This window comes from Bacillus paranthracis (assembly GCF_001883995.1).
Lineage (GTDB): Bacteria > Bacillota > Bacilli > Bacillales > Bacillaceae_G > Bacillus_A > Bacillus_A paranthracis.
Genome location: NZ_MACE01000015.1, coordinates 67,245 through 80,235, shown reverse-complemented (window position 1 = coordinate 80,235; position 12,991 = coordinate 67,245). Strand labels below are relative to the sequence as shown.

Below are 12,991 nucleotides of genomic sequence, written 5' to 3'. Positions count from 1 at the left end.
AACAAAAAACAAATCTACTGAATCCTGTGACAAATGTCCTCTTGGATCAAAAATAAGCATATTTTATTATAAAGCAGAAAAACCGATTCTTAGTAGAATCGGTTTTTTACATAACTTTCAAATATGTCACAAATAAAAGATCGTTTGTTAATAGTGCTCTGTAAAAATAGGTATATAGAAGAATTTATTCAATCCCGTTCGGATCATAAGAATACTGCTGCTTATTCTCAATCCGTTCAATTACGTCTTGCAACTCGTCTGGCTTCAGAAATTCAATAGGAGAGAAGCCTTTCTCAAATGTAAGTGTATCAGCCTCAATCATTAATACGTATCGGTCATTTACCTTTGCGATATGTATTTGATCCCCGAAATCAGCAAGCAGGGCCTTTACAGAGATATGATCTGCTTTTAGCTTTAATTCCACTTCAGGCGCATGCTCGACGATTTGAGCGGTAGCTTCCATTACTTCTTCGGTTGAAAATTGTTCCATAATTTCGCGTTTCGGACTGGCAGCCCATACTTCCATTGCTTGGTCGAACTGTTCGCGCTCTTCCGTACCTTCTTCAAATACATCTTCAATTTGGTCGTATACCATGTCCATTACTTGTGTTTTCATAATTTCAGGCATAGAGCGTTCGTATTCGACGAATTTTAAGAAGTCTTCAAAGTAACGGGCGTGTGATGCTTGGTGAATCTTTAGCTCGCCCACTTCGACCATACCTTCTTCGGGCATGTACGGATATTGGATAGATTTCATATTTTTTGTTGTGATGGCCATTTCAACGTTACGAATTAGTGTGGATTCATCGGAAATGGAAGCGACTTTTGGCTCGAAGTCACATTTCATAACGAAGACGAATGGATCATCAAAGTATTTGCGTAGTTTAGCTTGCGCAATTAAAAATACACCACCGCGTACAGCACTTGTGTCAAGATATGTATAAACGAGAGGTTCGCTCATATCTTTGAAGTTTTCCTTCGTTTCTGCAAAGCGGATGCGATTAAATAAGTTGTAATGAGGATTTGAATCAAGTTCGTGCCCTTCTTCTACAATAAAGCGACCGATCTTTGTCGGAGCTTGTTCTGTTTTCGCATGACGTTCTACTTTTCTCTTTGAAATTTTTAATAATTCTCCATTCAAAAATTCTTTTAAGGAGCTATCTTCATACTCTTCAGCGTCTAATGTTTGAAAATGTTTGTAGCGTTTATCAACAGCTTCACCTTTTCCTTCTACTTGTACAACATAAAAGGAAAGATAATTTATTTCAAAATCCATATTTATCACCTTGTTTCATTTCATTAACTCTTATCAGTATAGAGATGGAAAAAACTTTCGTCAATTTATATAAGGAAGGGGAAGCCCCCTTCCTTCATATATTTTTTATTTCCGAAATTAAAATCCGTCTTCTAATGCTGAAAATGGAATGTTCAGTCTGTTTTCTACTGTACGTAAACGTTGGTTTAAGCGGTTTAATCTACGTGTATGACGTTCAACCGTGTTTTCTAATTGACGTACTCTTTGTTCAAGCTCATTTACTCGTCTTTCTAATTGACGGTTTCCAGCACCAGGAAAAGAGATTGGAAGTTGGAATTGTCGAGTTTGATCATATGGATTAACTTGTTCTACTGGATCTATATATTGTTGGTATTGTGCTTGTAAATCATATTGAGGTTGATAACCAGTTTGGTTATATGGATCGTATGGATTGTAGGGGTACATAAAAACATCCTCCATTTCTTTAAAATAGGTTAATTCACCATAATGTATGTGTAAAAGCGGAGTGTGGCACGGCAAATACCTATTTATGTTCACAGGATGTTTTTTATAAATACGAATATGGAGTTTTACATTTGTATTTCGTTCGTTTTATGGTATATACTGGATAATAGGGAGAGGTTACGTAAAGGTTACAATTCTATCAAACTCAAACTTTTATGTAAATATATATAGACATTTGGAAAAGAAAAGAGTAATTTATATAGAGTAAAAAATAACTTGTAACAATTTATAAATATATTGTAAAATGATTGTAACAAAACATACATAAAAATGAAATAATACATAAAAGTAGTATTGGGGAAAAGGGGAGAGTATATTGTTCCGTAAAGTAAAGGGTATATTAGTTGGGGTTTTATGTGTAGCTGTAGTGAGTGGCTGTGGTACAAAAGTAAGTGATGTTGCATTAGTAAGTGATATTGGTGGCCACACGGTAGAGGCTAAAGCAGAAGTACAGGATTCTATTAGTTTAGTAGATGGGCGTACAGGTACGGAAGTAAAAAAGTTAGATTTGTCGAGTCTAGGTTATTTTGAAGATGAAGCGAAATTTAAAAAATCAGTTGAGAAGGTTGCTAGGGAAGTTGGGAAAAATGTTGACAAAAAGATGGTCCCTTCACGTCTAGGATCTGATGGAAGTTGGCAAGAAGGGAAACCTTCTTATGAATTAATGGAAAAAGAATTAGTAGATAAATTATTAAACGTAGGTATGTGGGATTCTTCCTATCAATTACCTATTGTTGAGAAGAAGCCTACTGCAACATTAAGTGATGCGCAAGGAAGTGGTACGGTAATTGGTAGATATGAAACGAATTTAGGTGGCTCAACAGGTGGCCGTATTGAAAATATTCGTTTGTCAGCAGCGAGCATAAATGGAGTTGTATTAGCAAAAGGAGACCGTTTCTCTTTCAATGCATTAATTGGTGATACAACGCCAGATAAAGGATATCAATTAGGAAAAGAAATTGTAGATGGTAAATTAGTAGATGGATATGGCGGTGGTGTTTGTCAAACATCATCAACATTATACAATGCGGCAGATCAAGCTGGTTTGAAAATGGTAGAGAGAACAACACATTCTAAAACGGTAGGTTACGTTCCACAAGGAAGAGATGCTACAATTGCATATCCATACTTAGACTTAGTGTTTGAAAATACGAATGATGCACCTGTGAAGCTTTATATGGGCATTCAGGGCGGAAAGTTAGTTGCTGAAGTACATAAAATGCGATAAGAATTAGAACAGACTATTTTTGTAAAGTCACCTTTTCTGAAAGTTAGAAGAGGTGACTTTTTATTATGAATATAAAAATAATTGTAAATTCTGACTTTTCTTATTTACATAGGATGATTTTAGTTGTATCCTTCATAGTAACGGTTATATGTAATGGAAGAATATTGGGATAAGGAGATGGAGTTATTCATGGTACAAATTCATCCGAAAACACGTATTGGTCATGTTGAATTTAAGGTGATAGATTTAGAACGTCAAATTGCCTTTTATGAGAATGTTGTAGGCTTAGAAGTAATTAAGCAAGAGGGGAATAAAGCATATTTATCTGGAAAAGGTGGAAAGAATACATTACTTGTTCTTGAAAAGTTAGAGGACGGGGTACTGCAAGAGCCGCGTACGACTGGTATATATCATGTAGCCTTTTTGGTTCCGACTCGTGAGGCTTTTGCGTCGGCATTATTTGGTGTGATTCGTAATAAGAATGTAATTGATAGTCCGGCTGAGCAAGAGGGGCGTTATACATATTCAAATGAAATTTTACCAATTTCAAGGTTTAATAGCGCAAGCGATCATACGTATAGCGAAGCGTTTTATTTACAAGACTTAGAGGGAAATGGTATTGAAATTTATGCGGATCGTCCGCGCGATCAATGGGGAGAAGGGCCAGGAGGAAGTACCCCGCTTGATTTAAAAGAACTAGCAACGCTTGTTGATTATGAGTTCGATGGATTACCTGCTAATACTGTCGTTGGACATGTACATTTACGAATAGCTAATGTAGAAGAGTCACATGACTTTTATGTAGATACAGTAGGCTTTGAAGTGCAGCAACGTGAAGATGACTGCTTATTCATTTCTGCAGGAGGATATCATCACCATATAGGCGCAAATACGTGGAACGGAGTAAATAACCCGCATTCACCAGCACATGCAACTGGACTTAAGGTATATACGATTGTATTACCGCATAAAGAAGCGTTAGATGAAGTGAAAGAAAGATTAATAGAAAAACAACATGGAATAAATGAGATTTTAACTGGATTTACTGTAGTAGACCCGAGTGGTATTACAGTACAGTTTGAAATAGAAACAGCATAAAAGAAGTCGGAAGGTGTATAATTACCTTCCGACTTCTTTTTGATACGTAATCCAGGTAGCACAAGGATTGAAAGGAACGGATTTTAATATCTCCATTGCATATATACTTGTTGAATCGAATTCACCTTGAATGAAGGAATAACCGTGTTTACTTGCATACATAGCTTGTTTGAAAACGAGCAATTTCAGTAAAGATATATCGTCTATAGTGTGAGTCCCACACCATCCTAGTTCTACCGTATTATCCTTTTCTGATGTATGGAGGAAAGAGTATACCATAATTTGATGCTCTTCATTTATAATGAGAAAGCTCCCATCTAGTAGTACGTCATCAGCTAAAATCATCTCTTGCCAAGTTTGTAGTGGGAATGAGGCAACGGGATTTGCTAGGTGGGTTTGCTCATAATTTTCTTTTACTAAGTAGGCTAGTTTTTCTAATAAATTATTATTTGATACGATGTTCGATAAAGTTTGTACATGATAATTTGAATTAGGGACTATATCGATAGAAACTATTTTTTGTAAGTCTAATATCGGCATATATGTTCTTCGAATTTCCGTAAAATTATGTTCTTCAAAAAACGTTTTTAAATGAGCTGATGTTTCCCATATAGAGGTTTGTAATGGGAGTTTAAAGTTTTCTCGCTTTTGAATCTCGTTTAATAAAAATTCTTCAATGTGTAGCTCTGCATAGAAAGGATTCGTATATATTCGAAAGTATGTGCAGTATGGATGGAAGTTACTGCCCCAGGTGAAAAAGATGCCTACTACATCTTTTTTATAGTAGGCAACATACGCACATTTTGTTTTATTATCTCGTAATAAGTGAAATACGTACGATTCTTCATTGTATAAATCAATAAGTTGTTTTACTTTTAATTCATTACTTTTATTATAACTCTCTATAACAAGATTATGTTCATTGGATGACTTCTTCATAGCTCAATCCAAAAACGCCTTACTACATTTCCATCTTCCTCAGTGAAATCCTCATCACGAAGCCCGCCGTTATGTAAAATTGTTTTTTCTGAAGCAGTATTTACTTCATCGCAAACGACAAGTGCTTTCGTGATATTTAATTCCTTCGCTTTTTCCAGTGATAATGCTAGTAATTTCGTAGCATAACCTTTTCTTCTTTCAGAAGGGCGAATGCCATAACCGATATGACCGCCAGCGTTAAATAAATGTTCGGTTAAACTATGGCGTATATTAACAGCTCCTACGATCCTATTATGATCTGTAACGAGCCAATACGTAGAATCTGGTACCCAAGAGTCAGGAAGATTTATTCCATTATGTGCATCGAGTAATTCTTGTACCATAGCGGGGAAGTTAGAAGGATCCTTTGTAATAACCCACGGAATCATCGTTTCACCGCTATCTTTCCATTCGTTATAAAAATCTAAGTATTCTTCTTGTAAATCGATAGTAGGTGTAAGTAAAGAGACGTTCATTGTTAATAAGCTCCTTTATTTATGTAGTATGTATAAAAAAATTACGACACAAAATGAAAGCGTTTTCCTAATTTTCTCAACCTCATTTAATGTTATCCACCTTTGTTTTTTCAAGAAAATGATTGGATGTTTAAAATTAGAAGTTATTTATTTTATGTTAATATTTAAAATATTAACATAAAACGGCCTAGGTATTAAGTGTATTTTAGTAAAATTCCTTCATATCGATAAATGGATGTGTGTGATAATTTTTATTTTATCTATCTATAATGAATGAAAGGGGGAAGAGCTCGTGAGTGTAAATATTGATTTCATTATACGAATCGGTGTTGCTGGTTTGTTAGGAGCAATAATCGGTATTGAAAGGGAAATTCGATCAAAAGAAGCGGGCTTAAAAACACATTTCCTAGTAGCGGTAGGAAGTGCATTAATAATGGTCGTTTCGAAATATGCTTTTTCAGATATTATGAATGAAGAACATATGGCACTTGATCCAAGCCGTATTGCAGCACAAGTTGTTAGTGGTGTAGGCTTTTTAGGTGCAGGGACAATTATTATTCAAAAGCAGGCGGTGAAAGGATTAACGACAGCAGCTGGTTTATGGGCCACAGCAGGAATTGGATTAGCAATTGGTGCTGGTATGTATGTAGTAGGAATTGGAGCGACGATTCTCGTTTTAATTGGTTTAGAGATTGTAAGTCGTATTTTTAAGGTGCAATTTTTATTTCCGCAAAATATAATGGTGCAAATGTGTATAAATAAACGTGAAGCAGTACAACAAATATTAGAAACACTTCATATGAAAGGCATTCCAATACTTTCATATGAAGTGGAAGCTTCACAGCAAGGGATAGAAACTGTTTATAAGGTAGGGATGCAACTGAAAAATATATCGTCAGAAGAAAAGAATGAGTTTATTCAGCATATGCAAACATTACCAGAAGTTACATTCATAAAGTTAAAATCATAGTGTTGAAAACGAGGATAGATGTAGCGGGAATTTCGCTATTATCTATCTTTTTTTGATATAAAACGCACATAAAGTCAAGTGTTAATTTTGCATGGTATGGATACATGTGTGAACGTTACCTTATTTTTTCTCAATACAGTATAAAAAGTAAAAATAGTAAAATAATGGTGCGGTACACTAAAAAATGTAAGGTAGGGGAGAGCATGAAAGGCTATTCAAAAAAAGTGTTAGTAGGGGTAAGTTTTGCTAGTTTCATGTTAGGGAGTTTTCAAGGGGGCGCATTGGCAGAAGGTACAAAGGGAGAGCAAGTTTCATATCGGAATGTGCTCAAAATGGAGCCGGTTGGTGTACAATTACCAGTGCAAGAATTAGCTCATTCATCAAAAGTTTTGGAAAATAAGTCTTTTGAGAAAAGGCTACAATTTGCTGATTTGTCACAAAGACCGCCTGAAGTGAAAAAGGAAAGTAAGCAATTAGCTGTAGCGAAAACGTATACAATTGCTGAATTAAATCAATTGAGCAATCAGCAGTTAGTGGACTTACTTGTAACAATTGATTGGGAGCAAATTACTGGGCTATTTCAGTTTAATAAGGATAGTCTTGCATTCTATCAAAATGATAGTAGAATGCAGGCAATTATTGATAAATTGAACCAGCAAGGACAAGCTTATACGAAAGATGATTCAAAAGGGATTGAGACTTTAGTAGAGGTGTTACGATCTGGTTTTTATTTAGGATTTTATCATACAGAATTAAGTAAACTAAATGAGCGAAGCTATCATGATAAATGCTTACCTGCACTAAAAACGATTGCGAATAACCCGAATTTTAAACTCGGTACGTTAGAACAAAATAGAATTGTCTCATCATATGGAAAATTAATTGGAAATGCTTCAAGTGATGTGGAAACGATCACATCAGCTGCAAAGATTTTTAAACAATATAATGATAATTTTTCTACATTGGTAGATAATCTTTCAGCTGGAAATGCGATTTACGATATTATGCAAGGTGTTGATTACGATATTCAATCGTATTTGTACGATACGAGAAAAGCACCGAAAGATACAATATGGTATCAAAAAATTGATAGCTATATTAATGAATTAAGTCGTTTTGCCTTAATTGGAACGGTGACAGCGAAAAATGGTTGGTTAATTAATAATGGTATTTATTATACAGGTAGACTTGGTACGTTCCATAGTACAGAAACGAAAGGATTACAAGTTGTAACAGATGCCATAAAAATCTATCCGTATTTAAGTGAGCAATATTTCGTAGCTGCTGAGCAAATTGCGACGAATTATGGCGGGAAAGATGCGAATGGTAAAGTGGTTGATCTAGATCAAATAAGAGAAGATGGTAAGAAAAAATATTTACCGAAAACGTATACGTTCGATGATGGAGCAATTGTGTTAAAAGCTGGAGATAAGGTGACTGAGGAAAAAGTAAAACGTCTATATTGGGCGGCAAAAGAAGTGAAGGCACAATTCCATCGTACGGTTGAAAGTGACCAGCCGTTAGAAAAAGGCAATCCTGATGATGTATTAACGATGGTTATTTATAATAGCCCAGCTGAATATCAATTTAACCGTCAATTATACGGGTATGAAACGAATAACGGCGGTCTTTATATAGAAGGAACAGGTACGTTCTTTACTTATGAACGTACGCCAGAAGAAAGCATTTATAGTTTGGAAGAATTGTTCCGACATGAGTTCACGCATTATTTACAAGGTAGATATGAAGTGCCAGGACTTTGGGGACAAGGGAAGATGTATGAGAATGAGAGATTATCTTGGTTTGAAGAAGGAAATGCGGAGTTTTTTGCAGGTGCAACGAGAACAGATAATGTTGTACCGAGAAAGAGTATTATAGGAGGCATATCTTCAAATCCAGCAGAACGTTATACAGCAGAGAGAACGTTAAACGCAAAGTATGGAACGTGGGATTTCTATAATTATTCCTTCGCTTTACAATCGTACATGTACAATAAGAGATATGATATGTTTGACAAAATTCATGATCTTATTAGGAAAAATGATGTAACAGCATATGATGCATACCGCTCTGCTTTAAGTAAAGATGCGAATTTAAATAAAGAGTATCAAGACTATATGCAAATGTTAGTAGATAACCGTGAGAAATATAATGTTCCATTAGTATCAGATGATTATTTAGTGACGCACGCACCGAAACCAGTTTCAGATATTGCAGCAGAAATTACAGCAGAAGCAAAATTAAGTAATGTATCAGTTAAGAAAAACAAATCACAGTTCTTTCATACATTTACACTACAAGGAACATATACAGGTACGACTGCAAAAGGAGAATATGAAGACTGGAAGACAATTACACAAAACGTAAATGATACGTTAAAACGTTTAAGTGCGAAAGAATGGACAGGCTATAAAACAGTAACAGCTTACTTCGTAAATTACCGTGTGAATGCATCAGGACAATTTGAATATGATGTTGTATTCCATGGTATTAATACAGAAGAAGGTGCTGTGAATAAAGCGCCAGTTGCGGTTATAAACGGCCCATATAGCGGAAGTGTAAATGCAGCAATTTCGTTTAAAAGCGATGGATCGAAAGATGAAGATGGAAAAATTGTTGCTTATAAATGGGAGTTTGGTGATGGTACTGTAAGTAATGAACAAAATCCGACTCATGTATACACAAAAGAAGGAACATATACGGCAAAATTAACAGTAACAGATGACAAAGGATTAACGAATACTGTTACAACGAATGTAACGGTTCAAAAGAAAGAAGATAATAGTATAGAAAAAGAACCGAATAATTCATTCCAGACAGCAAATAAACTGCAACTCAATCAAGTTTTACGTGCTAGTTTAGGAAATGGTGATACGAGTGATTTCTTTGAAATAAATGTGGAAACGGCGAAAAACCTGCAAATTAATGTAACGAAGGAAAATAATATTGGAGTAAACTGGGTTCTTTATTCGGAAGCAGATTTAAATAATTATGTTACGTATGCCCAGCAAGAAGGAAATAAGTTAGTAGGAAGTTACTACACGTATCCAGGAAAGTATTATTTACATGTGTATCAGTATGGCGGGGGAACAGGGAATTATACGGTAGAAGTGAAATAGTAAAAAGGTCGCCGTAAGTGGCGACCTTTTTGTTGCGTGTTATACAAAAAAAATTACAAAAGCTTGATAGGCACTACCAAGAGAAAATAACGTAGCTACCATATGTGCAGTCCATTTAGGCATATTTAAATTCAATACGACATTATACAAGATTCCATATAAGATACAAATGATTAATATAAATGCAATGAATTGAAGAACTAATAAAAATAGTGGTTGTCCCATTTATTCTCACCTCTTTATTTAATATATTAATATAATAAATTTATAAACGGAAGAATTATTTCTATAAAGTACCAAAAATGCGATATGAAAGGATCATCACCAAAAGATGGGGTTGATAAAATCAACGTTCTGTTTCTAAGCGAATGCGCAAGAAAAGATGGTCATCACTTCTGTAGCCAAACCCACGCCGTTTGATAAGTTTAATCTTATTGTTTGTTCCCTCCATGATTCCATTGGATAAAGGTGACACAATTGTATCGAGCATCGCTTTCTCACGTAATACGAAGCTTTTCACAATTTTCGCAACTGCACCGCAAACATGGAATTGATAGCGTTTTATCCAATCAGCTAATCGTATTTTTGCCTGTTTCGATTGCCTCTTGATTACGATTCGGAACGACAGTTAAAACACGCCCTGTATCTGCATTTGGCACACTTGTTGCATACGTGTGCCCTTTACGAATCGCAAACTCATCTACACAAATTCGAGTAGCTATTTCATCATGGAATTGTTCAGCTGCATACCAATAAAACCAGCGCTCTACCGTGGTGTAAGGCAAGTTATATTCGCAGGCAACATCTGACAAAGCGCGCCCCTTACAACGCTGTACAATTTCACGACGAAATGAGGCTGTTGAAGAGTGAATCCGCTCTAACCCGTAATCAAAAGTAAATGTATAATTGCACTGTGTACAACGTTGACGAGGTACCGCTAATTCAATCCAAAGCACTCCAATTCATGCTAAGCATAAGTTTACCAATAAAATAAAAAACAAAGTCTGTAAATTTATGTAAAATAATGATATAATTTAATTGAATATAAAGAAAAAGGAAACGGATACAGCTTGTGCGTATGCAGTGCATTTTGGTCTAGGTCGCAGTCTTTTAATGTGCTCGAACTACAGGAGGAGTAAGCATATTCCCGATGGATCCATTTCTGCACTTCCATTATTTTGGGAAACCCCTGGTATCCAAGACTACATTTTACCCTTACATTATTTTTTTGATGTAGCTCTTGAAGATAAAAACTATTTAATTTTCAAGGAACAGTTATTAACTTAAAACTTATTATACTAGGAGGGTGTATCATGAAAAAAATATGCTTTGTATTAATTGTCGACGCTGGTATAAATTATGGTTCAATATTTTCTCTACCATTTTTAAGGAATCACGATGATTTGAAGGGGTATTTTTCTGAGTATTATGATGTTTCGATTAATTATATTAGGGATAAAAACTCAGTTGACTATTTGGTAGTTCCCAAACCGTGTCCACCTTTTGATAATGAAAATAATCTTCCAATAATTGAAGTACCAGCAAACTTATTTATGGAAAAGGATTTTGAAAAAATAAAGACTTATATAGACAATTATTTTTCTAATAACTCATAAAGAAAATAAAAGTATAAAAAGAAGTCCGATAAAAAACGAGTGGTGAAGATTCAATGAATAAGGCACAAGCAACATTAGTAAATTACCAGCACCAACTAGATTTAGCTTCTTATTGGGGAGATGGTACCACTTCGTCTTCAGATGGGATGGGCATGCAAATGGAGGTTTCATCTTTACATGCAGACGCAAATCCACAGTACGGAACGGGTAAAGGTGCTACCATTAAAGTCCGATTAGTGAAGGCTAATAATCAGTGGGAGATGAAGAAAACCCCCACTAATTAAAGTTTCACTTTATCGCTTTATGAGTGATCAATTCTCTAGCTTTCATACAAAAGTGATTAATCCGAATGCTAGGGATGCCGTTCATGTCATTGATGGTTTACTACATCACGAAACAGATTTACATATTGAAGAGCATTCTATTGGATTATTACGCCTCTTAGAACATAAATAAAACCCTTGATTTTCTGCTTAGCGTAGATAAATCAAGGGTTTTTCTTTCAAAATCTTTTTACGCGTTATAGCCGAATAATTTTAAATCTTCCCCTGAGTTCGAAATGATCTCTTCGAACTTCAATCCTACTTTTTCTAAAAGCTTTCCTGACTGGATGTTATCAGTAGTAGTAATGGCTACAATTCGTTTCAGACCTAGTTTTTGTACTCCGTATTCGATTACAGCAGAAGCTGACTCGTAGCCATATCCTTTCGAACGGAATTTCTCTAAAAAGGCAAAGCCAATATCAACATCTTCTAATGAATCTCTTTTAATAAGGCCACACATACCGAGCGGAGTGAGATCTTCTTTTCGTTCTACTAAGTAAAGGCCGAAGCCCATTTTATTATACATATCAACGGGTCCGTTTAAGATGTATTTTTTTGCATCTTCTAAGTTTTTAATCCTTTTATCACCGATATACTGAATCCATGCAGGATCGTTTACTAACTCGAGAATAAATGGAGCATCTTTTAGATGAAACCAGCGAAGAACGAGTCGTTCCGTTTCAAGAACTATCACAATCTACTGCACCACCTTTAACATTTATAATCATTAGTATGGATTGTGTAATACAAAATCGCAACATATTTTACAAGAGCCCGGATTGTTCACATAAAGTTCGTTTGTTTTGTATAAAGGGATATTTTATAATTAGAATTGATTGTAAAGAGTGAGATGCTTATACAATGACTCCTAGGTGACTAGGAGTTTTTACTATATAACTATCATTATTACTAAATATGACACACTACACATTCTACCCAAGGAGGTACATAATGAAGAAATTATATAATGCATCGTTTACGTATTTGATTATCGGTTTATTATCAGGGATTTTCGCTAGGGAATATGGAAAGTATAAGGGGATTGTAGGATCTACTTTGTTAAACCTTTTACATACACATACACTTGTACTCGGCTTTTTCTTCTTTTTAATTGCTTTAGGATTAGCAAAAGTATTCGCGTTTCATGAAGCGAAAAGTTTTAATAAGTGGTTTGTTGTACATAATATCGCATTAATATTAATGTTAGGTTCATTGGCAGCAAGAGGGCTTCTTCAGTTAAATGGAGCGGACTTTAAAGGGTTAACTTATATTGTTGGGTTTTCTCATTCGCTGATGGCATTTACTTTAATTTGGTTTATGTTGTTAATAAAGAAGTCATTTAAAATATAGTTTTATAGAAAAGAACTTGCAGTAATTGTTGCAAGTTCTTTTTTTATTCGAAA

The 12,991-nt window shown here is 35.0% G+C and carries 14 protein-coding genes and 1 pseudogene; 7 read left to right on the top strand and 8 right to left on the bottom strand.

The genetic code is table 11. The features are described from left to right. Nucleotides 1-184 precede the first annotated feature (184 nt). Nucleotides 185-1,276, bottom strand: coding sequence for a DUF3900 domain-containing protein (locus BAQ46_RS05650; protein WP_000345047.1), 1,092 nt, complete (start codon nucleotides 1,274-1,276; stop codon nucleotides 185-187). 117 nt (nucleotides 1,277-1,393) lie between these two features. Further along, nucleotides 1,394-1,735 (bottom strand): hypothetical protein, encoded by a 342-nt coding sequence (locus tag BAQ46_RS05645; RefSeq protein WP_001997954.1) that lies wholly within the window; start codon nucleotides 1,733-1,735, stop codon nucleotides 1,394-1,396. Nucleotides 1,736-2,096: 361 nt separating this feature from the next. Between BAQ46_RS05645 and BAQ46_RS05640 the strand changes: the two genes are divergently transcribed. After that, entirely contained in the window at nucleotides 2,097-3,008 is a 912-nt protein-coding gene (locus BAQ46_RS05640) for a VanW family protein (RefSeq protein ID WP_000488988.1), read from the top strand. 189 nt (nucleotides 3,009-3,197) lie between these two features. Then, nucleotides 3,198-4,106 (top strand): VOC family protein, encoded by a 909-nt coding sequence (locus BAQ46_RS05635; RefSeq protein WP_071741765.1) that lies wholly within the window; start codon nucleotides 3,198-3,200, stop codon nucleotides 4,104-4,106. A gap of 21 nt (nucleotides 4,107-4,127) precedes the next feature. On the opposite strand, the gene BAQ46_RS05630 is transcribed toward BAQ46_RS05635, so the two are convergent. Together BAQ46_RS05630 and BAQ46_RS05625 are read right to left on the bottom strand one after the other, a co-directional pair. Beyond that, nucleotides 4,128-5,045, bottom strand: coding sequence for a GNAT family acetyltransferase (locus BAQ46_RS05630; RefSeq protein ID WP_071741764.1), 918 nt, complete (start codon nucleotides 5,043-5,045; stop codon nucleotides 4,128-4,130). Continuing rightward, nucleotides 5,042-5,560 carry a GNAT family N-acetyltransferase gene (locus tag BAQ46_RS05625; RefSeq protein ID WP_071741763.1) on the bottom strand — a complete coding sequence of 173 codons (519 nt, stop codon included), beginning with the start codon at nucleotides 5,558-5,560 and terminating at the stop codon, nucleotides 5,042-5,044. The genes BAQ46_RS05630 and BAQ46_RS05625 overlap by 4 nt, the downstream gene beginning before the upstream one ends. Before the next feature lie 292 nt (nucleotides 5,561-5,852). Here BAQ46_RS05625 and BAQ46_RS05620 point away from each other — a divergent pair, with 292 nt between their 5' ends. Together BAQ46_RS05620 and colA are read left to right on the top strand one after the other, a co-directional pair. After that, on the top strand, nucleotides 5,853-6,530 hold the full coding sequence (locus BAQ46_RS05620; RefSeq protein ID WP_071741762.1) for an MgtC/SapB family protein: 678 nt from the start codon (nucleotides 5,853-5,855) through the stop codon (nucleotides 6,528-6,530). Nucleotides 6,531-6,733: 203 nt separating this feature from the next. Continuing rightward, nucleotides 6,734-9,649, top strand: coding sequence for a collagenase ColA (gene colA, locus BAQ46_RS05615; protein ID WP_071741761.1), 2,916 nt, complete (start codon nucleotides 6,734-6,736; stop codon nucleotides 9,647-9,649). A gap of 39 nt (nucleotides 9,650-9,688) precedes the next feature. Here colA and BAQ46_RS05610 read toward each other — a convergent pair whose 3' ends face one another. From BAQ46_RS05610 to BAQ46_RS30000, 3 genes are all read right to left on the bottom strand, one after another. Beyond that, complete coding sequence (locus BAQ46_RS05610) at nucleotides 9,689-9,874, bottom strand: hypothetical protein (RefSeq protein ID WP_071741760.1); 186 nt, start codon at nucleotides 9,872-9,874, stop codon at nucleotides 9,689-9,691. A gap of 121 nt (nucleotides 9,875-9,995) precedes the next feature. Next, nucleotides 9,996-10,214: a transposase gene (locus tag BAQ46_RS30880; RefSeq protein WP_239696967.1), complete on the bottom strand. Its 219-nt coding sequence runs from the start codon at nucleotides 10,212-10,214 to the stop codon at nucleotides 9,996-9,998. A 4-nt stretch (nucleotides 10,215-10,218) separates the two neighbouring features. Next, entirely contained in the window at nucleotides 10,219-10,605 is a 387-nt protein-coding gene (locus BAQ46_RS30000; RefSeq protein ID WP_161490997.1) for a transposase, read from the bottom strand. A 357-nt stretch (nucleotides 10,606-10,962) separates the two neighbouring features. Between BAQ46_RS30000 and BAQ46_RS05595 the strand changes: the two genes are divergently transcribed. Next, the gene (locus BAQ46_RS05595) at nucleotides 10,963-11,265 is read left to right on the top strand and encodes a hypothetical protein (protein WP_000717603.1); all 303 of its coding nucleotides are present in this window, start codon (nucleotides 10,963-10,965) and stop codon (nucleotides 11,263-11,265) included. 44 nt (nucleotides 11,266-11,309) lie between these two features. After that, nucleotides 11,310-11,685, top strand: a pseudogene (locus tag BAQ46_RS29395) (Tn3 family transposase); the annotation flags it as partial. A gap of 93 nt (nucleotides 11,686-11,778) precedes the next feature. Here BAQ46_RS29395 and BAQ46_RS05580 read toward each other — a convergent pair. Beyond that, complete coding sequence (locus BAQ46_RS05580) at nucleotides 11,779-12,282, bottom strand: GNAT family N-acetyltransferase (protein ID WP_000636234.1); 504 nt, start codon at nucleotides 12,280-12,282, stop codon at nucleotides 11,779-11,781. Nucleotides 12,283-12,539: 257 nt separating this feature from the next. On the opposite strand from BAQ46_RS05580, the gene BAQ46_RS05575 reads away from it, so the two are divergent. Then, nucleotides 12,540-12,938, top strand: a complete 399-nt coding sequence (locus tag BAQ46_RS05575) for a DUF2871 family protein (RefSeq protein ID WP_000737903.1) — start codon at nucleotides 12,540-12,542, stop codon at nucleotides 12,936-12,938. Nucleotides 12,939-12,991: the final 53 nt, after the last annotated feature.

What these genes read in the sequence shown, in the direction of transcription:
- BAQ46_RS05650 (WP_000345047.1), bottom strand. Translation starts at nt 1,276, where the DNA reads ATGGATTTTGAAATAAATTATCTTTCCTTTTATGTTGTACAAGTAGAA.
- BAQ46_RS05645 (WP_001997954.1), bottom strand. Translation starts at nt 1,735, where the DNA reads ATGGAGGATGTTTTTATGTACCCCTACAATCCATACGATCCATATAAC.
- BAQ46_RS05635 (WP_071741765.1), top strand. Translation starts at nt 3,198, where the DNA reads ATGGTACAAATTCATCCGAAAACACGTATTGGTCATGTTGAATTTAAG.
- BAQ46_RS05630 (WP_071741764.1), bottom strand. Translation starts at nt 5,045, where the DNA reads ATGAAGAAGTCATCCAATGAACATAATCTTGTTATAGAGAGTTATAAT.
- BAQ46_RS05625 (WP_071741763.1), bottom strand. Translation starts at nt 5,560, where the DNA reads ATGAACGTCTCTTTACTTACACCTACTATCGATTTACAAGAAGAATAC.
- colA (WP_071741761.1), top strand. Translation starts at nt 6,734, where the DNA reads ATGAAAGGCTATTCAAAAAAAGTGTTAGTAGGGGTAAGTTTTGCTAGT.
- BAQ46_RS05610 (WP_071741760.1), bottom strand. Translation starts at nt 9,874, where the DNA reads ATGGGACAACCACTATTTTTATTAGTTCTTCAATTCATTGCATTTATA.
- BAQ46_RS05595 (WP_000717603.1), top strand. Translation starts at nt 10,963, where the DNA reads ATGAAAAAAATATGCTTTGTATTAATTGTCGACGCTGGTATAAATTAT.
- BAQ46_RS05575 (WP_000737903.1), top strand. Translation starts at nt 12,540, where the DNA reads ATGAAGAAATTATATAATGCATCGTTTACGTATTTGATTATCGGTTTA.